At 70.5% G+C, this 26,604-nt stretch carries 28 protein-coding genes; 16 read left to right on the top strand and 12 right to left on the bottom strand.

Annotated features, from left to right (window positions below; all coding sequences use genetic code 11):
* Nucleotides 1-112 precede the first annotated feature (112 nt).
* Nucleotides 113-1,618 carry a glycosyltransferase family 87 protein gene (locus ABEB28_RS30740; RefSeq protein ID WP_345731741.1) on the top strand — a complete coding sequence of 502 codons (1,506 nt, stop codon included), beginning with the start codon at nt 113-115 and terminating at the stop codon, nt 1,616-1,618.
* On the opposite strand, the gene ABEB28_RS30745 is transcribed toward ABEB28_RS30740, so the two are convergent.
* Together ABEB28_RS30745 and ABEB28_RS30750 are read right to left on the bottom strand one after the other, a co-directional pair.
* A complete protein-coding gene (locus ABEB28_RS30745) occupies nt 1,574-3,499 on the bottom strand; it encodes a hypothetical protein (protein ID WP_345731742.1) in 1,926 nt (641 codons plus the stop codon). The genes ABEB28_RS30740 and ABEB28_RS30745 overlap by 45 nt on opposite strands.
* Entirely contained in the window at nt 3,496-4,290 is a 795-nt protein-coding gene (locus ABEB28_RS30750; protein ID WP_345731743.1) for a deoxyribonuclease IV, read from the bottom strand. The genes ABEB28_RS30745 and ABEB28_RS30750 overlap by 4 nt, the downstream gene beginning before the upstream one ends.
* A 147-nt stretch (nt 4,291-4,437) precedes the next feature.
* Here ABEB28_RS30750 and ABEB28_RS30755 point away from each other — a divergent pair, with 147 nt between their 5' ends.
* The 8 genes from ABEB28_RS30755 (at nt 4,438) to dnaB (ending at nt 10,836) form a co-directional block, all read left to right on the top strand.
* A complete protein-coding gene (locus tag ABEB28_RS30755; RefSeq protein ID WP_345731744.1) occupies nt 4,438-5,379 on the top strand; it encodes a hypothetical protein in 942 nt (313 codons plus the stop codon).
* A 142-nt stretch (nt 5,380-5,521) separates the two neighbouring features.
* The gene (rpsF, locus tag ABEB28_RS30760; protein WP_345731745.1) at nt 5,522-5,812 is read left to right on the top strand and encodes a 30S ribosomal protein S6; all 291 of its coding nucleotides are present in this window, start codon (nt 5,522-5,524) and stop codon (nt 5,810-5,812) included.
* Nucleotides 5,813-5,914: 102 nt separating this feature from the next.
* A complete protein-coding gene (locus ABEB28_RS30765) occupies nt 5,915-6,439 on the top strand; it encodes a single-stranded DNA-binding protein (RefSeq protein ID WP_345731746.1) in 525 nt (174 codons plus the stop codon).
* Between the two features lie 84 nt (nt 6,440-6,523).
* Nucleotides 6,524-6,760, top strand: coding sequence for a 30S ribosomal protein S18 (gene rpsR, locus ABEB28_RS30770; protein WP_035859653.1), 237 nt, complete (start codon nt 6,524-6,526; stop codon nt 6,758-6,760).
* A 13-nt stretch (nt 6,761-6,773) separates the two neighbouring features.
* The gene (gene rplI / locus ABEB28_RS30775) at nt 6,774-7,226 is read left to right on the top strand and encodes a 50S ribosomal protein L9 (protein ID WP_345731747.1); all 453 of its coding nucleotides are present in this window, start codon (nt 6,774-6,776) and stop codon (nt 7,224-7,226) included.
* 262 nt (nt 7,227-7,488) lie between these two features.
* Nucleotides 7,489-8,247: a CPBP family intramembrane glutamic endopeptidase gene (locus tag ABEB28_RS30780; protein WP_345731748.1), complete on the top strand. Its 759-nt coding sequence runs from the start codon at nt 7,489-7,491 to the stop codon at nt 8,245-8,247.
* 85 nt (nt 8,248-8,332) lie between these two features.
* Nucleotides 8,333-9,061, top strand: coding sequence for an AAA family ATPase (locus ABEB28_RS30785; RefSeq protein WP_345731749.1), 729 nt, complete (start codon nt 8,333-8,335; stop codon nt 9,059-9,061).
* Between the two features lie 350 nt (nt 9,062-9,411).
* Nucleotides 9,412-10,836 (top strand): replicative DNA helicase, encoded by a 1,425-nt coding sequence (dnaB, locus tag ABEB28_RS30790; RefSeq protein ID WP_486323383.1) that lies wholly within the window; start codon nt 9,412-9,414, stop codon nt 10,834-10,836.
* Nucleotides 10,837-10,870: 34 nt separating this feature from the next.
* Here the strand turns inward: dnaB and ABEB28_RS30795 are convergent, their stop codons facing one another.
* Nucleotides 10,871-11,728 (bottom strand): META domain-containing protein, encoded by an 858-nt coding sequence (locus tag ABEB28_RS30795; RefSeq protein WP_345731751.1) that lies wholly within the window; start codon nt 11,726-11,728, stop codon nt 10,871-10,873.
* Nucleotides 11,729-11,766: 38 nt separating this feature from the next.
* Nucleotides 11,767-12,195 (bottom strand): VOC family protein, encoded by a 429-nt coding sequence (locus ABEB28_RS30800; RefSeq protein WP_345731752.1) that lies wholly within the window; start codon nt 12,193-12,195, stop codon nt 11,767-11,769.
* Between the two features lie 87 nt (nt 12,196-12,282).
* Here ABEB28_RS30800 and ABEB28_RS30805 point away from each other — a divergent pair, with 87 nt between their 5' ends.
* Complete coding sequence (locus tag ABEB28_RS30805; RefSeq protein WP_345731753.1) at nt 12,283-13,071, top strand: helix-turn-helix domain-containing protein; 789 nt, start codon at nt 12,283-12,285, stop codon at nt 13,069-13,071.
* A 49-nt stretch (nt 13,072-13,120) separates the two neighbouring features.
* Here the strand turns inward: ABEB28_RS30805 and ABEB28_RS30810 are convergent, their stop codons facing one another.
* Entirely contained in the window at nt 13,121-13,744 is a 624-nt protein-coding gene (locus ABEB28_RS30810) for a DUF4383 domain-containing protein (RefSeq protein ID WP_345731754.1), read from the bottom strand.
* A gap of 658 nt (nt 13,745-14,402) precedes the next feature.
* Here ABEB28_RS30810 and ABEB28_RS30815 point away from each other — a divergent pair.
* Nucleotides 14,403-16,337, top strand: a complete 1,935-nt coding sequence (locus tag ABEB28_RS30815; RefSeq protein WP_345731755.1) for a hypothetical protein — start codon at nt 14,403-14,405, stop codon at nt 16,335-16,337.
* Nucleotides 16,338-16,383: 46 nt separating this feature from the next.
* On the opposite strand, the gene ABEB28_RS30820 is transcribed toward ABEB28_RS30815, so the two are convergent.
* Nucleotides 16,384-17,295, bottom strand: coding sequence for a putative PEP-binding protein (locus ABEB28_RS30820; protein WP_345731756.1), 912 nt, complete (start codon nt 17,293-17,295; stop codon nt 16,384-16,386).
* Between the two features lie 71 nt (nt 17,296-17,366).
* Between ABEB28_RS30820 and moaC the strand changes: the two genes are divergently transcribed.
* The 5 genes from moaC (at nt 17,367) to galE (ending at nt 21,280) form a co-directional block, all read left to right on the top strand.
* On the top strand, nt 17,367-17,846 hold the full coding sequence (gene moaC, locus ABEB28_RS30825; protein ID WP_345731757.1) for a cyclic pyranopterin monophosphate synthase MoaC: 480 nt from the start codon (nt 17,367-17,369) through the stop codon (nt 17,844-17,846).
* On the top strand, nt 17,843-18,421 hold the full coding sequence (locus ABEB28_RS30830; RefSeq protein ID WP_345731758.1) for a MogA/MoaB family molybdenum cofactor biosynthesis protein: 579 nt from the start codon (nt 17,843-17,845) through the stop codon (nt 18,419-18,421). The genes moaC and ABEB28_RS30830 overlap by 4 nt, the downstream gene beginning before the upstream one ends.
* Nucleotides 18,418-19,590, top strand: a complete 1,173-nt coding sequence (locus tag ABEB28_RS30835; RefSeq protein ID WP_345731759.1) for a molybdopterin molybdotransferase MoeA — start codon at nt 18,418-18,420, stop codon at nt 19,588-19,590. The genes ABEB28_RS30830 and ABEB28_RS30835 overlap by 4 nt, the downstream gene beginning before the upstream one ends.
* Nucleotides 19,591-19,702: 112 nt before the next feature.
* A complete protein-coding gene (locus tag ABEB28_RS30840; RefSeq protein WP_345731760.1) occupies nt 19,703-20,152 on the top strand; it encodes a molybdenum cofactor biosynthesis protein MoaE in 450 nt (149 codons plus the stop codon).
* 129 nt (nt 20,153-20,281) lie between these two features.
* Nucleotides 20,282-21,280: a UDP-glucose 4-epimerase GalE gene (gene galE / locus ABEB28_RS30845; RefSeq protein WP_345731761.1), complete on the top strand. Its 999-nt coding sequence runs from the start codon at nt 20,282-20,284 to the stop codon at nt 21,278-21,280.
* A gap of 5 nt (nt 21,281-21,285) precedes the next feature.
* Here the strand turns inward: galE and ABEB28_RS30850 are convergent, their stop codons facing one another.
* The 6 genes from ABEB28_RS30850 to moaA form a co-directional block, all read right to left on the bottom strand.
* Nucleotides 21,286-21,858 carry an anti-sigma factor gene (locus tag ABEB28_RS30850; protein ID WP_345731762.1) on the bottom strand — a complete coding sequence of 191 codons (573 nt, stop codon included), beginning with the start codon at nt 21,856-21,858 and terminating at the stop codon, nt 21,286-21,288.
* A 67-nt stretch (nt 21,859-21,925) separates the two neighbouring features.
* Nucleotides 21,926-23,122: an AAA family ATPase gene (locus tag ABEB28_RS30855; RefSeq protein ID WP_345731763.1), complete on the bottom strand. Its 1,197-nt coding sequence runs from the start codon at nt 23,120-23,122 to the stop codon at nt 21,926-21,928.
* A 103-nt stretch (nt 23,123-23,225) separates the two neighbouring features.
* A complete protein-coding gene (locus ABEB28_RS30860; RefSeq protein ID WP_345731764.1) occupies nt 23,226-23,441 on the bottom strand; it encodes a hypothetical protein in 216 nt (71 codons plus the stop codon).
* A gap of 376 nt (nt 23,442-23,817) precedes the next feature.
* On the bottom strand, nt 23,818-25,167 hold the full coding sequence (locus ABEB28_RS30865) for a metallophosphoesterase (protein ID WP_376980783.1): 1,350 nt from the start codon (nt 25,165-25,167) through the stop codon (nt 23,818-23,820).
* Nucleotides 25,168-25,330: 163 nt separating this feature from the next.
* Entirely contained in the window at nt 25,331-25,573 is a 243-nt protein-coding gene (locus ABEB28_RS30870) for a MoaD/ThiS family protein (protein ID WP_345731765.1), read from the bottom strand.
* Complete coding sequence (gene moaA, locus ABEB28_RS30875) at nt 25,574-26,590, bottom strand: GTP 3',8-cyclase MoaA (RefSeq protein WP_345732042.1); 1,017 nt, start codon at nt 26,588-26,590, stop codon at nt 25,574-25,576.
* Nucleotides 26,591-26,604 lie beyond the last annotated feature (14 nt).

The raw sequence follows: 26,604 nt of genomic DNA on the forward strand, positions 1-26,604 counted from the left end.
GGCCGAGCGGCACCGCGTGGAAACCACCGGTGCCGCTCGGTTTTGCGCCCCTGCGGTCGGACGTTCCGGTGTCGAGCCCGAGCGATTTCCCCTCGTACGGCAGGATCGGTGCGTGACCCAGCAAACGACTGAGCGCACCGACGTCGACATCGTGATCCCGAGCCACAGCGATCGGGTCGTGGCCGGCCTGTCCGAGGCGGTCGGCGGCCCGCTGGGTCGACATGCGAGCCTGCGCAAGAGGTTCTGGACTCCGCTCCAGGTCGCCCTGCTGTTGACCACGTTGGTCTTCGCGTTCAACTGGGTCCAGAAGTCCCCGTGCCGGGACGGCGCCTGGGAGAACTACGACCAGTACCGCAACGCCTGCTACACCGACGTCCTCGCGCTCTACTACGCCGAGGAGCTCAACAAGGGGTACATCCCCTACCTCGATCACGAGGTCGAGTACCCGGTGCTGACCGGCATCATGATGGGCGTCATCGGCCTGCCGGTGCACGCGCTGGTCTCCAGCGGCGCGGTGGACTTCCTGACGCCGGGCAACCCGAACGAAGGCACGGTCTTCTACGACCTCACGGCCCTGGCACTAGCCGCGTTCGGCCTGGTGACGACCTGGGCGGTGGTCCGATCCCGGGCACGACGGCCCTGGGACGGCGTGATCGTCGCGCTGGCGCCTGCCGTCTTCGTCACGGCGACAGTCAACTGGGACTACCTGGCGATCGCCCTCACGGCGCTGGCGATTCTCGCTTGGTCACGGCAGCGACCGGGTTGGGCCGGCGTGTTCTTCGGTCTGGCGACCGCGGCGAAGTTCTATCCACTGCTGATCCTGGGCCCGTTGGTGCTGCTCTGTCTCCGCCGACGGACGACGGAGGCGCGGCTCTCCGCACTGGTCACCGTCAGCAGCGGTGTCTTCACCTGGCTCGTGATCAACGTGCCGTTCGCGATCATGGCGCCGAACGGGTGGTCGAGGTTCTTCCGGCTCTCCTCTGAGCGCCCGATCGACTGGGGCACGTTCTGGTACATCGGCACCCACATCCCGGTCGGACGTACCGCGGACGGCAAGCCGGACCTCGGCCTGCCGCCGTTCGTCTGGCTCGGTGACCACATCCCGGCGCTGAACGCGTCCGCGTGGGTGCTCTATGCCCTGTGCTGCATCGGCATCGCCGCGCTGATCATGTTCGCTCCGCGTCGGCCCCGCCTGGGCGCGATGGCGTTCCTGGTCGTCGCGACGTTCCTGTTGACGAACAAGGTGTGGTCGCAGCAGTTCGTGCTCTGGCTGGTGCCACTGGCGGTGCTGGCCAGGCCGAAGTGGCGGGCGATCCTGATCTGGCAGGCCTGCGAGCTGGCCTACTTCTTCTCCTTCTACCAGATCCTGATCCGGGTCTCCGGTGGCAAGAGCGCGGTCCTCCCCGAGGCGGCGTTCACGCTGGCCAGCATCGCCCGCTGGCTCAGCGTCGCGGTGCTCTGCGGCCTGGTGGTGCGGGAGGCGCTGCGTCCGGAGTTGGACGTCGTCCGGCAGGACGGTGTCGACGATCCGGAGGGTGGGGTGCTGGACGAGACGCCCCCACCCCCACCCCGCTCACCGGAGCTCGAAAAGCACCCCGTCGCCGCGGTCGATACGTGACACCGGCAGTCCGTCCACACTGGCCGTCAGCACGTGCTCGTAGTCGGTGCCGACCGCGCTGTAATCGCCCTCGCGGAGGACGAGCACGGTTTTGATGCCCAGCTCGCGGAAGTACTGGATGCTCTCCGCGGACGGGAAGACGGTGGCCGCCTGGCGGATCATCTCCTGCGACTGCGGGGTGAATCCGGAGACGCCGTTGACGATCTTCGGGAACCCGTCCGTCGACCAGAGCATCGGCCACTGGTCGCGGGTGTCGCTGGGCAGCACCAGGACGGGGCCGGTGATGCCCTTGAACGACTGGGGCTCGGCGGGCGCGGTGGGGTGCGGCGTGGTGTTCAGGCCTTCCGCGCCGACCAGGAACGCCGGAATCAGCGCTGCGGCCACGACCAGCCGCGGCCAGCGTCGGCCATCCCGTCCGGACGGCGTCCGCCGGGACGGCGTCCGCGAAGCCAACCGATCGCCGAACGCGGTGATCGCGCCCGCGGCGAGCAACGCGAGCAGCAACGTGGTCCAGACGACCAGCCGGCCGGGCGTGCGAATCGCGTCCCAGCCGGGCAGGTACCGGTAGAGCAGCAGATAACCGGGTTCGCCACCGAAGAACGTGGTGCCCATCCCCAGGACGACGCTGACCACGGTGGCGACCGCCAGGTAGACCCGCTGCCGGATCGTCCAGACGCTCACGAGCAGGCCGACCAGCGCGCAGGCGGCGAGGAAGAGGCCGGGCAGCATCGTCATCTCGGGGGCCCAGAGCAGCGTGCTCCGCGCGCGGGCGGACGATTCGCCCCACAGCCAGGACGTCTCCGGTGCGGTGAAGAAGCCCCGTAGCGGTGGGGAGAACAGCGTGAGGTCGCTCTCGGTCCGCCGGGCGTACGGGTGCGCCTCGACCACTCGAAGGTAGGGCCGCGCCATCAGTGCGGTGGTCGCGAGGAAGGCCACCATGCCGAGGCCGTCGGCGACCAGGAGGCGGCGCGGTAGCCGCGGCCGTCCGGTGACGAGCCACCCGATCGCCGAGGCGACACAGACACCGCCGAGCACGTAGCCGAACGGCAGCCCGATCCCGAACCCGATCGTGATCTGCCAGCAGGCCAGGCCCCAGCCCGCGGCAGCCCAGCCCGGGCGTACCTCCTCCGGTCGGTAGCCGCGGGTGAGTGACCACCCGTGGCCCTTCGCCAGCGCCGCGAGCGCCAGCGCGATACCGCCGGTCGAGAGCACGTGCAGGTGACCGGCCTGCCCGAGCCGCCAGGGCGCGTAGCCGATCGCCAGGCCGGCCAGCACCGCGCCGGGCCAGGCGGAGCCGAGCCGCTTGGCCAGCGCGTAGCCGCCGACCGAGGCGAGGTAGAACGCGAGGACGTACGCGATGTTGTAGCGGACCAGCGCGGCGGCGGGCCCTTCGCCGAAGAAGCCGAGCGGCGCGTAGCCGAGCAGGCTGTCGGTGAACGCGAACGAGTCCGCCTCGGGGTAGAGCGCGTTCGATTGCCAGAGCGCCCAGGGCTGGGTCAGCAGGGCGTGGCCGCCCCAGGCGATCTCCCAGGTGATGAGCAACGGGTCGAACACGTCCTGCGGCACGGTGCTGGCCGGATGCTTCAGCGTCGGCCAGGTCAGGATCGCAGCGACCACCGCGAACCCGACTCCGACCAGGGTGAATTCACTGGTCGTGAGTCGGTGCAGGGTGCGGCGCCACTTCGGTGTCGCCCGCCGAACGTCTGCGTTCGGCCGTCCCCTGCTCTCTTTCGGGACGCCGGACCGCGCGCCGTCGTGATGGCGGATGCCGTCGTCGTCGGGCCGCGCGGCGTCGTCGGGGTGGGTGCCGTCGTCGTCAGGGCGCGTGCTGTCGCGGGCGGAGCCGTCGGGCGGAGCGCCACCCTCGAGCGAACCGCTCACTTGGCCAGCCGATCCCGCAGACCGAGTTTTTCTCGGAGATAGGCGATGTCGGCGGTCTGCCCGTCGTCGCCGCCAGGGGTCTCGCAGATCGCCGGCGCACCGGCTGCGGCGACGGTGGCCACCAGCAGGTCGGCGTCGATCTGACCGCTGCCGAGGTTCTCGTGCCGGTCGCGTCCGGAGTCGAACGGATCCTTCGAGTCGTTGACGTGCACCAGGTCGATCCGGCCGGTGATCGCCTTCACCCGATCGACGACGCCGAGCAGGTCCTCGCCGCCGGCGTGGGCGTGGCAGGTGTCCAGGCAGAAGCCGGGCTCGTACTCGCCGATCGCGTCCCAGAGCCGCGCGAGGCGGTCGAACCGGCGGGCCATCGCGTTGTCGCCCCCGGCGGTGTTCTCGACCAGGATCGGCAGCGGGAAGCCACCGGACTCCGCAACCTGGGTGAACGCCTTTCGCCAGTTGTCGAAGCCGACCTCGGCGTCGTCGCCCTTGCCGACGTGACCGCCGTGCACGATCAGCCCCTTGGCACCCACCGCCGCGGCCGCCTCGGCGTGCTGTCCGAGCAGCTTCCGGGACGGGATGCGGATCCGGTTGTTCGTGCTCGCCAGGTTGATGACGTACGGCGAGTGGATGTAAACGTCCACGTCGCTGGCGCGCAAGGCCTCGGTGTCCTCGCGCGGCACCGGTTTCTTCCAGCCCTGCGGGTCACCGAGGAAGAACTGGACCACGTCGGCGCTGCGAACGGACGCGGCGGCCAGCGGGTCGGCGGGGTCGACATGGGCACCGATTCGCATGGCGCGAGCCTAGTGCGCGGGGGGAAGCGCGGTCGGGTCCCCGCCGACCCCGAACGGCGGGCCTGGACCGCGTCACTGCCGCGGTGGGGTCTCGTTGTGCGTAGCGAACACGAAGGCCGCCACCGCGGTACGGGCACGGGAGGGCCGGTGTCGAGACGGCAGCAGCGCACGACCACCCTGCTCCTGGCCGTGCTGGTGGCGCTAACGGGGTTCGGTCCCGCTCCGGCGCGCGCGGCCCAGGCGACCATGACCTTCAACGGCGTGTTGAACGTCGCGGGGCTGCTCAGTTCGGTCACCGTCACGCCGGCCGTCGTGACGGTTCCGGCCGGTAGCGAGGTCCGGTTCGTCAACGCCACCTCTTCCGCGCTCACCGTCACCGTCGGGGGCGAATCCACCCGGTTGGATCCGGGTAGATCGGCGCCGATGCTGTTCACCGGTGCTGAGCGCATCGAGACGTTCAGTGCGGCGGCGACCGCGGTCAATGTGCCGCTGGTGGGGTCGCTGACCTCGTCGGTCGGACGGATCACCGTGCTGGCGATGCCGTCGGACGCCACCGAGCCGAAGCCGACGATCGGGCCGGACGCGGGCGGATCGCCGGACTCCGCGCCGCGGAGCGCCGACGATCGACACCCGACGCGCGAGCCGGCCGACGCCACGGATGGTCCGGGGGCCCGGAGCACTCAGAGCGGTGCGGTGATCCCGCTCCCGCCGGGTGCATCGTCCTCCGTGCGACCCGGCGCGTCGTCCACGACCAGGCCGTCCGATGGCCGGGACGGGCCCGGCGGCCCCGAAGACTTCGAGGACTCGGACGGTGCGGGCGTTCCGGGTGATGATCGGCCGGACTCGTCCGACGCGAAGGCGGCCGACACGGAGGTGTCACCGGTGCTACCGCCGTTTCCGGGTTTCTCCAGCACTCACGACCAACTCGGTCTGATGGTGCTGCTCTCCGCCGTGGTGCTGGTGGGCTTGGGTGCGGCCGCGTTCCGCACGGTGCTCGCGTACCGGCCGGTGGTCGAGGTCGGCGCCCATTCGCAGGCGGCCAGACAGGCGGCCCGGAAGGCGCGGACGATGCGGCGGAAGCGGAGCTGACCGCCCGCCGTCCACAGGCGGCTCGTCGCGGTCGGTAGCACTCCGTCTCCGCTGGTAAGGTGGTCGGGATTGCATGACGCGATCGACCCTCCTGTCACGGAACGACCGTGGCCGCCTGAGTCCAAAGGAGGTGGGTTCTACCTTGCGTCATTACGAAGTCATGGTCATCCTCGACCCGGATCTCGAGGAGCGCACCGTTGCTCCTTCGCTCGACACGTTCCTCAACGTCATCCGCACCGCGGGTGGAAGCGTCGAGAAGGTCGACGTCTGGGGCCGGCGTCGGCTCTCCTACGAGATCAACAAGAAGGTCGAGGGCATCTACGCCATCGTCGACCTGAACTCGGAGCCTCCGGCCGTCGCGGAGCTCGACCGTCAGCTGAACCTCAACGAGTCCGTTCTTCGGACCAAGGTCATCCGACCCGACCAGCGCTGAGACGCTGCATCCGGCCGGTTTCGTCGTACCCCTCGGGCAGTCTGAGGATCTCGTAGCTGTTCGGTACGGCGACGAACGGTCGGTTGAGGAGGATCGCACCCCATGGCAGGCGAAACCGTCATCACCCTGGTCGGCAACCTGGTTGACGACCCCGAGTTGCGCTTCACCCCTAGTGGCGCAGCTGTGGCGAAATTCCGGCTCGCTTCGACGCCGCGCACCTACGACCGGCAGAGCGGGGAGTGGAAGGACGGCGAAAGCCTCTTCCTCACCTGCAACGTCTGGCGTCAGGCGGCCGAGAACGTGGCCGAGTCGCTGCAGCGCGGCATGCGAGTCATCGTGCAGGGCCGGCTTCGGCAGCGGTCGTACGAGACCCGCGAGGGTGAGAAGCGCACCGTGTTCGAGGTCGAGGTCGACGAGGTCGGCCCGTCGCTCCGGAGCGCCACCGCGCGGGTCAACAAGACCAGCCGCAGTGGCGGAGGCAGCAGCGGCGGCGGCTTCGGCGCGTCCGGCGGCGGCAACTCCGGCGGCGGCAACTCCGGCGGTGGGGCGCCTGCGGACGATCCCTGGGCCGTGGCGACGCCGACCGGCGGGGGCGGTGGCTCGTTCAGCGACGAGCCTCCGTTCTAGCGGTCGCGCCGGCCACAGCCGCGTAGAGCCACCGATCGCCCTCACTCGTGCTCGAAGCAGAGTGAAGCAGAGTAAGGAAGCCCCATGGCCAAGCCGCCCGTGCGGAAGCCCAAGAAGAAGATCAACCCGCTCGACAAAGACAAGATCACCTACATCGACTACAAGGACACGGCGCTGCTGCGGAAGTTCATCTCCGACCGCGGCAAGATCCGGGCCCGTCGAGTGACCGGTGTGTCGAGCCAGCAGCAGCGGCAGATCGCCCGCGCGATCAAGAACGCCCGCGAGATGGCGCTGCTGCCCTACACCAGCACCGCGCGCTGAGAGAGGCGAGGAAATGAAGATCATCCTCACCTCTGAGGTCAGCGGTCTTGGTTCGCCCGGCGACATCGTCGAGGTGAAGGACGGCTACGGCCGCAACTACCTCCTGCCGCAGGGCAAGGCGATCGCTGCCACCCGTGGCCAGGAGAAGCAGGTCGCGCAGATCAAGCGGGCGCGCGACGCCCGTCAGGTGCGCGACCTCGGCCACGCCCAGGAGATCAAGGGGCAGGTCGAGAAGCTGAAGGTGCAGCTGGCGACCCGCGCCGGCGAGGGCGGCCGGCTGTTCGGCTCGGTCACCGCTGCGGACGTCGTCGCGGCCGTGGTCCGTGCCGGTGGGCCGGAGCTCGACCGGCGTCGGCTGGAGCTGCCCGGTCACATCAAGACGACCGGGTCGCACAAGGTCGCGGTGCGGCTGCACCCCGACGTGTCGGCGCAGATCTCGCTCGACGTCGTCGCCGAGAAGAAGTAAGCCCCGCTCGTCCCGATGGCCGGCCCGGATGTCCGGGCCGGCCATCGGCGTGTCCGGGCCCTCAGGTGTTCAGAGCGCGCGATCAGGACGGTGCGCTGAATTACGTGAAATCCGCTTCCACGGACGCTCTGGAGGCGGATTTGACGTAGATCCGTGTCGGGCGCTCGCGGGTGGGGTGGGTGTCGGGCATAGGTGGGCTGAGTAACCTGCTCCGGTGAGCGTGCGGACGATACTGGCCCCCGCTCGGCCGGCGGAGCCAGCTGTGGTGACCGACCCCGTCGAGCGGCGTGCCCTCACGGCCGAGGTGTTCCTGGTCTTCGCGCTGACGCTGGGGCTCTCCGGCGTCCGGAGCCTGCTGTCGCTGCTCGACTCGCTGCTGCAGCCCGAGCCGCTGTCCGACCAGACCGTGGCGCTCAACGTGCCGCGCGCTGCGGCGAACCTCATCGACCTGGCCTACCAGTTGGTGTCGGCGGGGCAGCTCGGCGTCTGGGGTGGTCTCGGGCTCTACCTGCTCTGGCGCTCGGGCATCGGGCCGCGGATGATCGGGCTCGGCCGGGATCGGATCGGCGGCGATCTCGCGGGCGGCGCCGGGCTGGCCGCGCTGATCGGGCTTCCCGGCTTGGCGTTTTACCTGGTTACCCGGGCGATCGGGATCAACCTGACGGTCGTGCCCGCCGCGCTGAACGACGTCTGGTGGCGTGCGCCGGTGCTGATCATCGCCGCGATCGCCAACGCCTGGGCCGAAGAGGTGCTGGTCGTCGGGTACTTCATCACCCGGCTACGACAGCTCGGCTGGCGGGAGAACACCTCCCTCCTCGCTGCCGCCGTACTCCGCGGCTTGTACCACCTGTACCAGGGCTTCGGCGGCTTCATCGGCAACCTGATCATGGGCCTGGTGTACGGACGCTTCTGGCAGCGCACCAACCGGCTGTGGTCGCTCGTCATCGGCCACGCGCTGATCGACCTCGTCGCCTTTGTCGGCTACACGTTGCTCCGCGACCACGTGTCGTGGCTTCCATAGTGCTGTTGGTCACTGTGGGTGCTGAGAGTGTCCGAGTGGCGACTGGACACAGGCAATTCTTGCGTGGACGTGTGCACACTGAAGCATGAGAGTCGGGACTGCCGTTCTTTCATCCGCCCTCTTCTTCGCCCCTCCGACCCCCACCGCGGACCTCGCCGGTCCACCGGAGCCGCTGCCGGCCGCCGCTCGTGCGCCGCGCGGTGGGTCCGCTCCGCGGGGTGAGCCCGCTCGCCTCGATCCGGCCGAGCCCGACCCCACCCGGGTGCCCCACCTCGCGCTGCCCCGCCGCGCGTTCGTGGTGGTCGGTGGTGTCCCTGGCGCCGGCAAGAGCACGTTGTTGCACCGGCTCCGGGTCACTTCGCCGCGGGGCGTGTTCAGCGTGCGCGATCCCGAAGACATTCGGACGCGGTGGGAGCGCCTGCTCGGCGGTCGGCGCGCCTACCGGGTCTGGCGTCCGCTGGTCTACGCCGAGCACTACCTCCGCTTGCTGCTCGCGTTACCCGGCCGGAAGACGATCGTGCTGCACGACACCGCGACGCGTGGCTGGGCCAGGCGGCTCCTGAGCATCATCGCGCGGCTGTCCCGCCGACCGGCCATCCTGCTGTGGCTGAACGTCTCGCTCGAAGAGTCGCTGGACGGTCAGCGGATCCGCGGCCGCAAAGTCCCGGAGAAGACCGTGCAGCAGCACTGGCGGCGCTGGTCGCGCTTACGGCCGCGCACCGAAGACGGCGAGCGGGGATACGTCGCCGTCCACACGATCACGCGCGACATCGCGCGCCGCATCGTCGTGGAGCCCGCCACCCGCCGACGCTGAGCCCCGAGACGCGCCCTCGCGGAGGCGAGGGCGCGCTGCGTTGTGGACAGAACTTGTACGCAGCGGTGTGAATCGCTACTCAATGTCACCATTGTCGGCGGCATTGTGGTGACTAATTCCCGTCCACACCCGGTGGACTACTCTTTGTGCAGGTCAGGCCCCCTGTCGGTGGCCAAGATTCGCGTGAGTTCACACGTTCCTGCACAGGCACCACACAGAGTTACCCCCACTCTTCCACAGGGTTGTCCACAGGCCTGTGCACAGGCTGGTTTGTCCGCTACGGCCCCGGCTTTCTATCGTCGACACACCCGGCTCACCGGGAACTGTCGGACCCCTGCGGTACGACAAGGGTGAACGTGCTCCAGGCGGGGCGCTACAGGGCCGGGGAGGGGACACGCGTGGCCGTCAGCGACGAAGTCGAGGCCTATGCGCCTCCGAACGACTTCGATCGCACGCCTCCGCAAGACCTGGCCGCCGAGCAGAGCGTGCTGGGCGGAATGCTGCTCTCCAAGGACGCCATCGCCGACGTCGTGGAGATCGTCCGCTCCAACGACTTCTACAAGCCCGCACACGCCCTCGTCTTCGACACGATCCTCGACCTGTACGGCCGCGGTGAGCCCGCCGACCCGGTCACGGTCGTGGCCGCGCTGGCCGACCGCGCCGAGCTGGCCCGCGTCGGTGGCGCGCCCTACGTCCACACGCTGATCCAGCAGGTGCCGACGGCGGCGAACGCCGCGTACTACGCCCGCATCGTCGCCGAGCGCGCGATCCTGCGCCGGTTGGTCGAGGCGGGCACCCGGATCGTTCAGCTCGGGTACGGCTCGGCCGCCGGCGCCGGACGCGAGGTGGACGACGTCGTCGACATGGCTCAGCAGGCCATCTACGACGTCACCGAGAAGCGCACCAGCGACGACTACACGGTCCTCGAAGAGCTGCTCCAGCCGACGATGGACGAGATCGAGGCGATCGGCGCCACCGGCGGGATCATGAGCGGCGTCCCGACCGGGTTCGCCGACCTCGACCGCCTGACGAACGGCCTGCACCCCGGTCAGCTGATCATCGTCGCGGCCCGCCCCGGTCTGGGTAAGAGCACCTTCGGCCTCGACGTCGCGCGCTCGGCGTCGATCCGGCACGGGCTCACGTCGGCGGTGTTCAGCCTGGAGATGTCCAAGATCGAGATCACCATGCGGTTGCTCTCGGCCGAGGCACGCGTCCCGCTGCACCACCTGCGGTCGGGCCAGCTCTCCGAGGACGACTGGACGAAGCTGGCCCGCCGTATCGGCGAGGTCAGCGAGGCGCCGCTGTTCATCGACGACTCGCCGAACATGACGATGATGGAGATCCGGGCCAAAGCGCGGCGGCTCAAGCAGCGTCACGACCTGCGCCTCGTCGTCATCGACTATCTGCAGCTGATGACCGGCAACAAGCGAGTCGAGTCCCGCCAGCAGGAGGTCGCGGAGCTCTCCCGTGGCCTCAAGCTGCTGGCGAAGGAGCTCGAGGTGCCGGTGATCGCGGCCTCGCAGCTCAACCGTGGCCCGGAGCAGCGCACCGACAAGCGTCCGCAACTGTCCGACCTGCGTGAGTCCGGCTCGATCGAGCAGGACGCGGACATGGTGCTTCTCCTGCACCGCGAGGACTACTACGAGAAGGAGTCCCCGCGCGCGGGCGAAGCGGACTTCATCCTGGCGAAGCACCGTAACGGCCCGACCGACACGGTGACCGTGGCGTTCCAGGGCCACTTCAGTCGATTTGTCGACATGAGCACGGGCGTCTGAGACGGCGTAGGACCCGCGCCCAACCAGCAGACCACTAATTCTTTTTGAGACGCCCGACCTCGGTGCCGGCCGCGTCGAGCAGGACCAAAGCCTCGTTCGCGAACCCTGCCATCGCCGTGCGAGAGAGCCAGGCGGCCACTCGCGGGCCGTCGCACCCGATCATCGTGCTTGCGCGACTGGTGGCCAGCATCGATTGGGAGGTCACGATCCACCGGCCTCCGTTGCCGTTGCAGCCGTCCGAGCCCGCCCAGGTGCCGTCGCCTCTGAACTCGACGAACGCCTCCCCGCCATCCTTGACCGGCACCCACCGGCCCACGATCATCCGAGGTTCGACCCGGGTCAGCGTGGTCGGCAGTGCGGTGGTCCGCGTGAGTTCGGCCCGGTCCTGGTCGGTGATCACCGGCGGTTCCGCCTCGGACGCGGCGACGTCCGGCCCGACCTTCGGCTTCCCACCGGGAAGGAGGCGGGCCACCGGCTCTTCGGACCGGTCGACCAACTCCAGGCTGCCGTCAGCGAAGGATCGGTAGCCGGTGGCCGTCCGTAGCCAGGACGGCGTGCTATCGGACGGCCTCCCCTCCGTGGGAAAGCACTTCGAGCTGCCGCCGCTCACATCGCCGATGAACGCGTCCTGGCTACCGGCCCAGGCACCGAAGAGCGTGCCGCACGTGCGCCACAGCGACAGGTCCCGGTTCGGGGCGATCCGTAGGACGGTGCCGGGCTCCTCGCCGGTGTCGGCCACCGTCCACAGGCCGATCAACGAAATCGGCCCGCGCCCGGCGGTCGGCGACGGAGGCGGGGACGGACCGGGGCTGTCCGCCGTGACCGGGCTTTCGTCGGCACAGCTGGCGAGGACGAGCATGAGTACCGTTGCGACCGCGATCCGGAGTCTCATACCGCCTAGGACGCAGCGCGGTCACGCGTTGGTTCCGTTTAGCCGAAGGCGATCGTGCCGTCGGCGCCGAACGTGATGCCGGGGTTGTGGGCCACCTCCCAGCGGAAGCCATCGGGGTCGGTGAAGTAACCGGAAACACCGCCCCAGTCCCGGCGTTCGGCCGGACGGATGACGGTTCCCCCGGCTGCAGTGGCACGATCGAGTACGGCGGCCACCTCGTCGGCGGACGACACGGGATGCCCCAGCGTGATCGGGGCCGCGTCGTCGCCACGATGGACCTCGCCGGCTTCGGCCGCCATCGCCTCGCGATCCCAGAGCGAGAGGAGCGTTCCATGGCTCACCTGGAAGAAGATGACCTCGCCCGGGACGTCGAGGTGCGGTTTCCAGCCGAGGCCGTCGACGTAGAAGCGGCGGCTCGCGTCCAGGTCCCGGACGCCGAGCGTGATGACGTTGAGTGTCTGTTCCATGCCGACCACACTGCCGTGCCGGCCGCGGCCGGTCTTGAACGAACCGGCCACGACTGGCCGGCTCGGTGGGGCTGGTACCGGGAGCGTGTGGTCACCGGCCTGGAGCGCCTCGTGCGATGCGCGTGGGAACAGCACATCACCGCTGCTCCGCTCACCCACCGGGTCATTCCGGACAACTGCGCCGACATCCTGGTGGGCGCAGACGGGAACGCCCAGCTCGTCGGTCCGGCGACCGGCGTCGACCTGCCGCACTTCCCGTCCGGCACGCTGATCCGTGGCCTCCGGTTCGAGCCGTTCGCGATCCGGACCGCCTTCGGAGTGGAGGCCGACGAGTTGACGAACCGCACGATCCCGCTCGACGCCGTGCTCGACGGCCGGTCCGCCCGACTCGTGGCCGAAGCGGTGTGGCTCGGCGTGGGTGCCGCCCGGCCCGGGCCTGCGCGGGCCATCCGACCCGAACTCACGGCGGACCGCCGCGAGTCCGCCGCCGCGTTCGCCCGGTTGGGCGTCCGGTGGCGGGACGCCCGACCGGAGCGGGCCACCGTGGGCATCGTGCGCGAGCTGACCACGGCAGGAACGCCGTCGGTGGATGCGGTGGCCGATCGCTCGGGCTACTCCCCGCGACACCTCCGCCGCCTGGTGCGTGCCGAGACCGGCTTGACCCCGAAGACGCTGCACCGGGTCGCTCGAGTGCACGCGTTCCTCCGGTGGGCCGAGGAGGGCGGCCTCCCGGTCGGAGCCGCCGCGGCCGCTGCCGGCTACGCCGACCAGCCGCACGCGTCGCGGGAGATCCGTGCGCTGACCGGGCTCACGCCCCGCGGGCTGCTCGCCGAACGAGCGGCGCCCGTGGCGGCGTTGCGCTCACCGGCCTCGTAGACGACGAAGCCCTGCTCCCGGTGGGGCAGGGCTTCGTGGCGTCGGAGCGTCAGTGCTGCGGCTTCTGCACGGGCTGGGCGGGAGCGCCGGCCAGGATCGGCCCGCCGGAGAGAACCGGCATCGGAGCGCCGGTGGCCGTGTGGTGCACGACGCCCGCCATGTTGTGCGGGTCGGCGCCGCGGTCACCGTCGGTGGCGGCACCCAGCCCCGCCTCCGCCTCCAGGTCCTCGCCCTCCTGGACCTCCGGCGGCAGGCCGTGCCGCTCGCGCCAGTAGGGGTTGTCCGGCGGCAGCGTGCCGCTGACCCGCCCGTACATGCCGAACGTGATCAGCGTGACGCCGACGACGAACGAGAAGATGACGTTGCTCATCCGGAACGCCAGGAAATTCAGGTCGGTCCGCATGATCGTCATGTTGACCAGGCCGCTGAGGATGAACGCCCATCCGAAGAGCGCGTTCGCCCAGGACGCGGTGTTGCCGCCCACGATGGCGCAGCCGATCAAGCAGAGACCGACCACCACGGAGATCAACGACAAGGCGCCGTTGGACGAGAGACCAGCGACCTCTTTCCCATCGGTGGAGAAGAAAGCCAGCTGGTTGACGAAGCCCAGAATTCCGAACGCCAGCAGCACCAACCCGGTGAATGCGCCGCCGTACCGGTAGACCTTCCCCAACTTATGGTCTTTCGGTAGTCCGGACATCTTTCCGCCCCTCTGACCTCGACAGTCTGGCTCGCGAGCGTTTCGACCTGTTAAGGATACGTATGCCACGTCCTGACCAGGCCAAACGCAGGGTCGAGTTTCGGAGGCAGATCGGGGACTTCCTGCGGCCGACAGGCGCGTCACGGCGATTACGCCACTGACTGATGGTGTTGACACAACCCTGTCACAGTCTGGTGCAGTGGTCCGCCATGATGGTTCCGCCACGGAGAGCCGAGTAACCCGGCGGCGACCTGCAGGGCAACCAGGCCAGTCCAGAGAGTCCGGCACCGGCCGATAAACCTTAATAAGGCCTAAAGCTGAGGAATGTTCAAAGCGGGACTTAATGGAGCATTATTCGGACGGTTGCCAAACGTACGGCAATGTTTAACAGAATCCCCTCCCGCAACGCCGGTACAAACGCTACCGTGAAGCGCTCGTCCAATACGCTCTGTCTACTTCCGGTAGGGGATGCGTTACGGACGTATGCGACGTCAGGGTCGAGGCAACCCGAAGAGGTTCCATGGCAGACACCGCTCCGGTCGAGCCCGCGCTCATCGCCTGTCCGGCGTGCGACGGTCTCGGGTTCAGGATCGCTCCGTGCGCCTGTAGGCACAACGGCACCGAATTCCTGGTGAGCGGCCGTCTCCTCCTCTCCGACTCCGACCCGTACCCGGACTGTGAGATCTGCCGGGGTACCGGCGAGACCACCGTGATGTGTTTCCCCTGTCGGCAGGGCGGATCGCTGCGGGCGCAGGGCGTCGTCACGGTCGTCAACGCGGTCACCGGCCAGACCGGCTCGGTCCAGGTCGTCCCCGGCGCCTTCGAGCCGGTCCCGTGGGAGTCGCGCCCCGGCCGCTGGATGATCGACCTCTCGGCGATCGTCCGGGAACTCGCCGCACGGGTCGGCGCGGACACGCTCTACGACATGCTCGATCGGCCGCTGGCCAGCGCCGACCTGGCCACCCCGATCTACCTCCCCGACACCTGGACGCTGACCGCGCCGGAGGCCGAGAAGGCCGCCGCCGAACAGGCCGCGATCGCCGAGTGGGCCGGGCGCCGCCGCTGGCACCTCTACGTCGGGTATCCGGCGGGCGTCCGGGCGCAGGTCGACCCGGAGCAGCGCCTGGCGGAGCTGCGCCGGGCCGCCGACGCCGGTCGCTTGGACCTCGTCGTCCGCTTCCTGGACGGCTTCTGGTCGGTGGCCTACGAAGTTCCCGGAGCCCAGCCCCGCCAAGGACAGGCCTGGTACCCCGGCACCGCGACGCTCGCCGAGTCCTTACTCGCGCACACGCCGTCCGATCTGGTCGAACAGGCAAAGGGCATGACGACCGCCGCCGGCCACTGGGTGGTCGGCTCTCCACCGCCTGCCGGTGACGGCACCTCCGCGTGGACGGTCGAGGACCTGGTCACAGCGGTAACGATCACCGCCTCCGGCGCGGACGGTGGCAGCGCGACCTGGCGGGACGGCCGTTGGCAGCTCTCCGCGCTCACGGTCGTCGAGGAGCGGGAACTGCTCGCCGCCCAGCAGACCGGGCAGGTGCGGTCCACGGTGGAGCGAGTGGTCGGGCGGGTCGACGACCTGCGGACCCCGCCGTGGCTGGGCCCGTCGATCCCCACCCAGCGCTGCGTCCGGTGCATCTCCGGGGTCGCCTGGCGCGAGTGCTCGTGCACCTACCTCGACGACGTCGCCACCCCGGACTGCCCGCGCTGCGCCGGGGTCGGCCGGGCGCCGGACCCGTACTGCTCGGGGTGCGACGACACCCGCCTGGTGCACCTCGGTGCGGTGGTCACGCTGATCGGGCCGGACGGTCGTGGGCAGACCACGAACCTCCGGATCGGCAAGACGCCGGACGTCGAGTTCTTCGTCAACGACCAGGGTGTGCGGTGTGCCAGGGTGCCGCGGGAGCTGACCGCGGTGGCCTGGGCCGAGGCCTACGGCACCGATGTGGACTGGCTCTGCAGCCACGGCATCCGGTCGATCGGTGCGCTCGCGCGCGACGGCGTCCTCGCCACCGACCTGACCGACCCCCGCGAGGTCGTCGCCGAATACCTCGCGCGGCTCACCGCCGGGCGTCCGGGCGGTCGCCTCGTCTACTTCGTCCGCCCGCCGGGTGACGTACCGGTCGAGTCCCTGCTGCGGCCGGTGCTCGGAGTGGACGCCCGGGCGGAGTTCGCGATCGCGGCCGATCCGCGCGGGCGGCTGCGGTGGGGCCTTGCGGTCACGCACCGGGGTGCGCAGAGCCGGTACGCCCCGCCGGAGATCGACCTGACGCTCGGCGACGCGGTCGGCCGGGTGCTCTCGGCGTTACCGCAGCGACTCGGCGGCATCGAGCACGACGTCGCCCGCACCGAGCCGTTGATCCCGGCGCAGCACGGCCGGGCGGTCGACGTGGAGACCGGGATCCCGACGTTGCTGCAGGAGGTCGCCCAGCGCTATGGGCGAGTGCTCGCCGCGGTTACCCGCGAAGGGTGGACGCTGCACGCCTGGACCCAGCGCCGCTGGCAGCGGATCGGCACCGGCACTTCCTTACGAGAAGTAGTAACCCAGATGAGATCGGCCGGTTGAGTACGACGCTCACGGGCTCCAGGTCAGAACACAGCACCGCGGGCTGTCAGTGGTCTACGGCGGCGGTGACTCGGCGGCGGGCGTCTTGGGCGGACGCCGCGCGGGTGGCCAGTTCGGCGTAGCGCAAGCAGTCGCTGAACGTGTGCCGGGCCAGCTCCGCCCGCACCGGCGCCAACCGGTCGACGGGTAGCACCAGGCTGGTGACGCCCAGACCGATGAGGACGCACGCGAGCAGCGGGTCGGCGGCGCCGGCGCCCCGGGCACTGATGTCCTTACCTGCCAGGGATCCCGAGGCCCCCACCAACTCGGCCAACCGGAGCGTCGCCGGTTGCCACGGGTCGTCCCAGCGACCGGTCCCCGCGGTTCGGTCGGCGGCGACCGCGTAACGCGTCAACCCGTCGGTGTCGATCGTCGCGAACGACGCCGCGCGCAGGATCGTCCCGGCGAGTACCGCAGCGGCGGGCAGATCAACGAGCACACCCGCCGTCGCGATGCCCCCGAACCGGGCTTCCTCCAGGAACCACGTCACCTCGTCCGGCTCGGTGACCGTCGCGGTCACGATCCCGACGTCCACCTGTTCGGCGCCGGTCTCCCGGGCGGCACCGGAGAGCGCGTCCAACTGTGCGGAGAGGACGTCGGGACGGGCCTGCAACGCGCGCACTCCGCGGATGCCGAACGCGCCCTGGCGCTCGCCGGGATCGAGGGCTTCGACGGCAACCCGAGCGCCCGGGAACGTCCGCAGCACCCGTCGATAGCCGGCCTGTTGGTCGGCGACCGGAAGGGGCGCACCGTCGCGTCGGACCGCGAACCAACTCCGCAGTAGTCCCACGCCCTCCGCACCACCCGCCGCCGCGGACTCGGCCTCGGCCGGATCGACCAATTCGGCGAGCAGCGACACCGGCTGACCGTCGGCGAGCCGTCCCCGGTCGGAGGACGGTGTGGAGAACGCGGACGGCATGGACCGGACATTATCGAACTGAGACGACCGCTGCCCGAACGGAGTCGGGACGGACAGTAAGCTCTGGAGCCATGCCGGAGCTCAGTCACGTCGACGCGGCCGGGACGGCCCGGATGGTCGACGTATCCGCGAAGTCCGCGTCGGTCCGCACTGCGGTCGCGACCGGCCTGCTACGGACGACGACCGAGGTCATCGGCCTTCTCCGCCGCGATGGGCTACCGAAGGGCGACGCGCTCGCGGTCGCCCGGATCGCCGGCATCATGGGCGCCAAACGGACGCCCGACCTGGTGCCGCTGTGCCATCCGATCGCGTTGCACGGCGTTACGGTCGACTTCGAGCTCCGGGACAGCGACATCGCGATCACCGCGACCACCCGCACCGCGGATCGGACCGGCGTCGAGATGGAGGCGCTCACTGCGGTCGCGGCCGCTGGATTGGCGCTGATCGACATGGTGAAGGCCGTCGATCCGGCCGCCTCACTGGACGCGGTGCGCTGCGAGGCGAAGGACGGCGGCAAGACCGGCTCGTGGCGTCGGCCGGCCGACCGATGAGCACCGAGGCCGGCCAACCGGTGAGCGCAGAGGCCGACCGACCGGTGAGCGCAGAGGCCGGCCAACCGGTGGGCCACTCGCGCACTGCCCGTGTCGTGGTCGCGTCGAACCGCGCTGCCGCAGGCGTCTACGCCGACGAGAGTGGACCGTTGCTGGTCGAGGGCTTGCGCGCGCTCGGCTTCGAGGTGGGTGACCCGGTCGTGGTGCCGGATGGCGAGCCGGTCGGCGACGCACTGCGCGCCGCGGTGGCCGACGGCGTCGACGCGGTCCTCACCAGCGGCGGAACGGGCATCAACCCGACCGACCGCACGCCCGACGTCACCGCGGCGGTCCTCGACTACCAGGTCCCGGGCATCGCCGAGGCGCTCCGGGCCTACGCCGTTCCGCGCATTCCGACCGCCATGCTGTCCCGCGGCCTCGCCGGGGTGGCCGGGCGGACGTTGATCGTCAACCTGCCAGGCTCCCGTGGCGGCGCCAAGGACGGACTGGCGGTGCTCGGCCCGATCCTCGGGCACGCGGTCGACCAGCTCCGTGGCGGCGACCACCCGCGTAGTGACCCCGGAGGGCACGCGTGACCGACCCGATCAGCTGGGACGACGCCAGAGCGGCCGTGCACGCGGCAGCCACACCGCTACCGGGGCGCCCGGTACCACTGCCGGAGGCCGACGGAGCGGTCCTGGCGACGCCGCTGGTCACGCTCACCGCGCTGCCGGCGTTCGACACGTCCAGCGTGGACGGGTACGCGATCGCGGGCCCCGCGCCGTGGCGGCTGGTCGGCCAGGTGCTGGCCGGTGACGCCAGCGAGATCACGGTCACCTCGGGCACGGCGGTCGAGATCGCTACCGGCGCGATGGTGCCGGTCGGCACCGAACACGTGATCCGGCTGGAGAGCGCCGAGGTCGAGAACTGCTCCTGGGTCACTGCTCCGCTGCCGGAGAAGCAGGAGTGGCGCCCGACCGGAGAGGAAGCGGCGGCCGGCGAGGTCCTGCTGCCGCCCGGCGTCCGGGTGACGCCGGGCGTGTTGGCGCTGGCCGCAGCGTGCGGGCACGACGTGCTGGCCGTCCGTCGACGGCCGCGGGTCGCGCTGGTCGTGTTCGGCGACGAATTGCTCGACAGCGGCCCGCCCGGCGCCGGTCGTGTCCGGGACGCACTCGGACCCTCGCTGCCCGGGTGGCTACGCAGGCTGGGCGCCGAGGTGATCTCGGTGACCCGCGCGGCAGACACGCTGGAGGCACACGAGACCGCGGTCCGGGACGCCGCCGCGCAGTCGGACCTCGTCCTCACCACCGGCGGGACGATGCACGGACCGGTCGACCACCTCCACCCGACGCTCGCGACGCTGGGCGCCTCGTACGTCGTCGACACCGTCGCCGTCCGGCCCGGCTTCCCGATGCTGACCGCGACGCTGCCGGGGCCGGGCGCCGGCTGGCTGGTCGGGCTGCCCGGTAACCCGCAGTCGGCGGTGATCGGACTGGTCACGCTGGCGGCACCACTGCTGGCCGGCCTGTCCGGAGCACCGCTGCCCCCGCTCGCGTCGGTGCAGCTCGCGAACGACGTCCCGGGGCGGGGCACGTTCACCCACCTCGCGCTGGCCCGTCTGACGCCGGACGGCGCGGTGACGTTGCCGCACGCCGGATCGGCGATGCTGCGCGGAGTCGCCGGCGCCGACGGGTTCGTCATCGTGCGCCCGGGGACGTCGGCACCCACCGGAACGCGCGTGGACTTCGTCCCGATGCCGAGCTGACCCGTCCGGGCAACCACACCGAGTCGGCCCGCTGGCCACGGTTCACGGGCCGAACGTCCGGGCATCCGGACGGCCGGAGGCTGATCGTCGGACACGGTGGTTGGATGGGTTCATGAGCAGCGAGACGATCCGGCAGGCCGGGCACCGTGTCGTGGTGGCCCAGGTCACTGAGGCGCCGATTTCGACCGCGGAGCACGAGCAGGCGGTGGCTGTCCTGGCCGCCGGCGCGGTGGTGGGCTTCGCCGGTGTGGTGCGCGACCACGACCACGGACGAACCGTGACCGAACTCGAGTACACCGGGCATCCGTCGGCCGGTGAGGTCCTGGCCGAGATCGCGGCTGAGTTCGCCGCGCGGGACGGCGTCGAGGCGATCGCGGTGAGCCACCGGATCGGCCCGCTGAAGCTCGGTGACACGGCCTTGGCCTGTGCGGTGAGCACCGCGCACCGCGCCGAGGCGTTCGCGCTCTGCGGGGAGCTCGTCGACGCCGTCAAGGCGCGGATCCCGATCTGGAAGCGTCAGGTGTTCGACGACGGTAGCGACGAGTGGGTGGCCTGTCCGTAGTTCGCTCACCGTTCCCGTCTGATTGCGGTCAGTGCTGCCCGCGGTTGGTCGCCGAGGTGCAGCACCCGGAAGCTTCGCCGACGGCCGTTACGATCGGGCACGCGCTGACACAGCGGAAGGAACTCGAGTGTGAAGGTCTTGATCACCGGCGGTGCCGGCTTCATCGGGAGCACGATCGGCTCCGCCTGCCTGGACGGCGGGATCCAGCCGGTCATCCTCGACAGCCTGGTCACCGGCAAGAGGGAGTTCACCGAAGGGCGGCCGTTCTACCACGGTGACATCGCCGACGGTGCTCTCGTCGACCGGATCTTCGCCGAACACCCCGACATCACCGCGGTCATCCACTGCGCGGCGCTGATCGTCGTCCCGGACTCGATGGCCGACCCGCTGCGCTACTACCGGGAGAACGTTGCCAAGTCGATCGAGCTGATCGGGCACCTGCAGCGCAACGGCTGCGAACGGCTGGTGTTCAGCTCGTCCGCGTCGATGTACGGCGCGGACCCGGACTTCTCGGTCGACGAGAACTCCGCGATCGACCCGCAGAGCCCGTACGCGACCACCAAGGTCATGGTGGAGAACGTGCTGCGGGACGTGGCTCAGGCCAGCTCGCTGCGGGTGCTCTCGCTGCGCTACTTCAATCCGATCGGCGCGGACCCGCAGCTGCGCACCGGGCTGCAGGTGGCCCGGCCGTCGCACGCGCTGGGCAAGCTCGTGCAGGCCTACGAGGACCGGGTGACGTTCAACATCACCGGTATCGACTGGCCGACGCGGGACGGCACCGGGATCCGCGACTACGTCCACGTCTGGGACCTGGCGGCCGCCCACGTCGAAGGCCTGCGCCGGTTCGACGCCGTGGTGCCTGCCGACCGGGGCTACCGCGTCATCTGCCTCGGTAGCGGAACCGGGACCACCGTGCGGGAGCTCGTCGCGGCGTTCGAAGCCGTGATCGGGGAGTCCTTGCCGCACCAGGACGCCCCGGCACGCCCGGGTGACGTGGTGGGAGCCTTCGCCCGCAACGGACTCGCTCGCGAGTTGCTCGGCTGGGAGCCGAAGTACGGCGTGGAGGACGGTATCCGGCACTCGCTGGAGTGGGCGGAGATCCGGCCTCAGCGTCTCCACGAGGCCTGACCGCTTCAGATCAGCGGTAGGCCCGCTACGACGTCGCCGGTGGGTTGGCCGGATCCGTTCTCGGGCTCGACGGTGAGCGCCACCGCGTCGCCCTCGTCGAGGTCCAACACCATGGCGGAGCCTTCCCGCGCGTCGGGAGCGAGGACCCGCATGGACTTCGTCCGGTTGTTCCGGACGCGCCAGAGCTGATACGTCTGGCGCTCGGGGATGTCCGGCATGTCGGTGTACGTGACCACCGCGGCGTGGTGCTCGGGGGAGAACACCGCGGAGAGCCGCAGACCGCTCTTGGTCGTGGTGCTCCGGCTGACCGCATCCGGGGCGGTGAGGACGGTCTCGATCCGCTCCAGCCGCTCCTGCTCGGCGACGATCAGGCTCCGCTGGTCACGGTCGCGCTGCTCCTCGACCTCCAGCGTGAGCGCGGCGGCCCCGATCACCAGGCCGCACGCCATCGCGAACGTGGTGAGGCGCTTGCTCCAGCGACGCTTGCCAGGAGCCGAGCGGACGGAGGGCTCGGGGTGGGCGTCGGTGAGCAACGGGCCGTCGCCGGCGTCGGAGCGCGGTTTCTGCTCGTCGGTCATCGTGCCACTCCCAGGCGGTCAGGTATCCACCGCTCACTCTGCCCGGTCAGCGCCACTTTCACTAAGTTCACGCCGGCTGGGTCCGGAGGTATCGGGCGAAATGCGGCACCGTGAAGGCTACTGTTCCCCGTTCAGCGGAGTAGATCAGACCCTTCTTGATCAGGCTGTCCCGCGCCGGGGAGAGGCTCGACGGCTTGCGCCCGAGCGACACCGCGACCTCGGACGTGGAGACCGCACCGGCATCGGCGGAGCCCTCCAGCGCGGCCATCGCGCGCATGTACTCCCGCTCGGCCGGGGTGGCCCGCTCGTACCGTGACCCGAAGAACCCGACCGCGAGTTCGCCTTCCGCCTCGGGCGCGGCCATCTTCACGTCGGCCGCGGTGATCGGCGAGCGCGGGGCGACGTCCCAGGTGACCTTGCCGTAGGCCTGGACGAAGTACGGGTAGCCGTCCGCGGCTTCGTACAGCGCGGCCAGCGCGTCCTCGTCGAAGGTGGCGTCCTCGCGCTCGGCCGGTGCGAGCAGGGCGAGGTCGGCCGCGGCCCGGTCGAGCCGATCGATGCGGACGTAGCGGAAGAGGCGCTCGGAGTAGGACTTGCTGGCCGACAGCAGCGCCGGCAGGTGCGGCAGTCCCGCGCCGACGACGATCAGCGGTGCGCCGGTCTGGGACAGCTCGTGGCAGGCGGCGCAGAGCGCGGAGACGTCCTCGGCTCCCAGGTCCTGCATCTCGTCGATGAACAGTGCGATGCCGGTGCCGACGGCGGTGGCCAGGTCGGCGGCATCGGTGAGCAGCTCGACGAGGTCGATCTCGATGTCACCGGAGTCGGCGCGCCCGCTGGTGGCCGGGCCGTCGATGCCGGGTTGCCAGCGGTCGCGGATCTTGCCGCCGGGCGGGTTGGACCGCAGGGCGAACGCCTTCAGCGTGCCGAGGAAGTCGTCGATCCGGTCGAGGGCGCGGTGGTGGGACGAGAGTTCGCGCACCGCCATGTGCAGGGCTCCGGAGAGCGGCCGGCGCAGTTGCTGGTCGGGACGGGCCTCGATCTTGCCGGTTCCCCACTGGCGTCCGATCGCCTGCGAGCGCAGAGCGTTCAGCAGCACCGTTTTGCCGACCCCGCGCAGGCCGGTGAGGATCATCGAGCGCTCGGGGCGGCGGCGGGAGACCCGTTCGAGGACGACGTCGAACTGGTCGAGCTCGCGGTCGCGGCCCGCGAGCTCGGGTGGGCGCTGCCCGGCGCCGGGCGCGTACGGATTGCGGACCGGGTCCATGCGCGTGGACCGTATCGGGCTTTCTAGCGGAAGTGGTAGATCTCGCTAGAGAAATCTCGACGTGTCGCGCGGGGGCGTTCCGGCCGCAGTGCTACCGCTGGGGTCAGGCCCCCGGCTCGCGGTTGGCGCGGAACCAGCGGTCGGAGCTGGGCGCCGGTCCCTCGGCGAGCTGCTCGCGACTGATCTGGATGATGCTGTTCCGGTGCACGTCGTCCAACGCGACGCCGGGCGTCCGCTTGGGGAGCGGAGGCCGTCGGTCCGCGGGAACCCGCTCGGGACTGACCAGGGCCCGTCGGTCGGTGGAGTTCGTCGGCCGCACCGGCGTGACCGGGTGTCGCGACGTACTCGTGCGCGCCTGGGGCTTGCGAGGACGAGGAACAGCGTGGGTCATGAATCAGTGCCTTTCCCGCGGTGGACACTTTCAGTCACGCCCGCGCCGCGCCGCACGTGCCGCGGGGAGCTGCCCCGGTCACGCGGGAGAGCGCCCAACGGTTCATTGTTCGATGGTCGAGTTCTCGCGCGGGCCCGCTGCGCTGCAGACACGCATGAGGCCCCCGATGATGCCGGATCGGGTCAAGTGCCCGCGTGGGCCTTGTATGGGGGCAAATGCTAGACCCCGAGACCGGCGCTCCGACGGGCGGCTCTGCGCCTATCTAGGAGTCTCTTGGTGGATTCCTAGATGTCGGTAGAGAGGCTCAGAGAGCGCGGAGTTCGATCAGGCTGATCTCGGGTGGCGCGCCGACACGCACCGGCGGACCCCAGTAGCCGACGCCGCGGCTGACGTAGATCTGGCTGTCGCCGTCGCGGGCACGACCGGCCACCACCGGCTGCTCCAGCCGGACCCCATAGGTGAACGGCCACATCTGCCCGCCGTGCGTGTGGCCGGAGAGCTGCAGGTCCACCCCGCGCTGAACGGCCTCGGGCCACTGGACCGGCTGGTGGGCGAGCAGGACGACGGGGCGGTCGCGGTTGCGGCCGTCGAGCGCGGCCGCGAGGTTGGCGCCGTGCCCAGGGACCCCGGAGTCGGCCGCTGTCACGTCATCCACGCCGGCCAGGTCGAGCCCGGCCCCGCCGGGGATCTCGATGTGGCGGTTGCGCAGCACCTGGACGCCGATCGTCGGCAGGTACTCGACCCACTCCTCGGCGCCCGAGTAGTACTCGTGGTTGCCGGTGACGAAGTACGTGCCGTGGGCCGAGCGGAGGTCGCTGAGCGCCTTGGCGTCCTCGCCGAGCTCGGCCACGCTGCCGTCTACCAGGTCACCGACGATCGCGACCGCGTCGACGTCGAGCGAGTTGACGCTGCGGACGACGCGCTCGACGAACGGCCGGTGCAGCGTCGCCGAGATGTGGATGTCGGTGAGCAGGGCGATCCGGAAGCCGTTCAGCGCGGGGTCGAGCCGGGGGAGCGTGATCGGGACGCGCTTGACCTGGACGTTGCGTGCCTCGGTGACGCCGTAGCCGACGGTGGAGAGCGCACCGACGCCCGCCGTCAGCGCCAACGCCCGCGCGAGGAACACCCGCCGGTCGACTCCGCCCGCGCTGCCGGTCGGCTCGCTGTCGGCGGTGAGCGTCGTGGCGTGTGCGGGGCTCCCCGCCGGGTCGGCGGCGGTCGCCGCCTCTGAGTCGGTCGTCGTCTCCGGGCCGGTCGTCGTCTGCGAGTCGGTGGTCGTCTCCGGGCCCGACGCTGCGGCCGCGACCGGCACGGGTACGGCGGCCTTGCGGGCGCGGCGGGCCAGCAGGATCCGACCGACCACCCGCACCGGCTCCAGCACGAGCAGGATCACCAGCAGGTAGAACATGATCGCGACCCAGAGTGGCCCGCCCCAGCTCACGACGGTGGCGAGCGGCCCGGGCAGCGCTTCCGGCCGCCCGCGCAGGCCGAACATCGCGAACCCGACGATCACCACCAGCACGGCAGCGCCGATCAGCCGGGCCCGCCGCGACGGGAACGGGCTCGCCACCAACCGCCACCACAGGTAGGTGTGAATACCGCCCAGCACGCCGACGACGACGATCACCATCACGACGATCTGTGCGATGCCCACGCGGCTGTGCCCCTCGGTACGGTGATCTAAAGCTTTCTAGTGCAATTGCTAGAGAGCCTTATCGAGCCTCAGACGTCGGTCTCGATCGTTCTACCGGTCTCTAGTGGCTTCGCTAGACAGCCCTAGCGGAGCGTAGGGGGCTACCCCTGAAAGGAACCTGAGATCATCCGCCGGCGAACGGCGGCAGGACGTCCACCGTGCCGCCGGCCGGGAGCGGGGCCGAGAGGTCGCGCGCCGCCACCCCGTTCACCAGGAACGAGCAGGCGGTGAGCACTCGCTCCAACTGCTCACCGTGTGCCTCGGCGAGCTGGACCCGCAACTCGCCGAGCGTCTGCGCGTCGGCGGACTCCTCCTCGACGCCGGCCGCAGCCCGCGCGCCGGCGAAGTACCGCACGGTGACGTTCACTCAGCCCCCAATGGCACTCATCGGACGATCGGGCTGCAGGAAGGACGGGTCGTCGATGCCGTGACCCGCCAGCTTTCCCCACATCGCCACGCGCCAGCGGTCCGCGATCTCCTCGTCCGACTCCCCCGACCGCAGCGCCCCCCGCAGGTCGGTCTCCCCGGTCGCGAACAGGCAGTTCCGAACCTGGCCGTCCGCGGTGAGCCGGGTGCGGTCGCAGGCGCCGCAGAACGGGCGGGTCACCGACGCGATCACCCCGATCCGGGCAGGGCCCCCGTCGACCAACCACGTCTCCGCCGGCGCCGCACCCCGGTGGGCCGGGTCCGGCGTTAACGACCAGCGGCTCTGCAGCGCGGCCAGGATCTCCGCCGCGGTCACCATCTCCCCGCGGTCCCAGGAGTGCTGGGCGTCCAGCGGCATCTGCTCGATGAACCGGAGCTCGTGCCCCTCCGCCAGCGCGAACTCGGCCAGCGCCACTGCCTCGTGCTCGTTCTGCCCGCGCAGCAGGACGCTGTTGATCTTCACCGGGGTGAGCCCGACGTCGGTGGCTGCCCGCAACCCGGCGAGTGTGTCGTCGAGGCGGTCACGGTGGGCGAGTCGACGGAACGTCTCCCGGTCGAGCGTGTCGAGCGAGACGTTCACCCGGTCCAGGCCGGCCTCGGCCAGCGCCGGTGCCAGTCGCTCCAGCCCGATCGCGTTCGTCGTCAGCATCGTCTCCGGCCGGGGACGCAGGGCCGTCACCGCACGGAGGATGTCGACCAGCCCGCGCCGCAGCAGCGGTTCGCCGCCAGTGAACCGGACCTCGGTGACGCCGAGCCGCTCCACCGCGATCCCCACCAGGCGGATCACTTCGTCATCGGTGAGCACCCGCTCGGACGGCAGCCAGGGCAGGCCCTCCGGCGGCATGCAGTAACTGCACCGCAGATTGCACTTGTCGGTGAGCGAGACCCGCAGGTCGGTGGCGCGCCGTCCGAACCGATCGACCAGCCCGGACGCTTCGGTGGGTCGATCGGTCGCCATGCCGGCCCCGTGGA

It is taken from the genome of Cryptosporangium minutisporangium, assembly GCF_039536245.1.
Taxonomy (GTDB): Bacteria; Actinomycetota; Actinomycetes; order Mycobacteriales; family Cryptosporangiaceae; genus Cryptosporangium; species Cryptosporangium minutisporangium.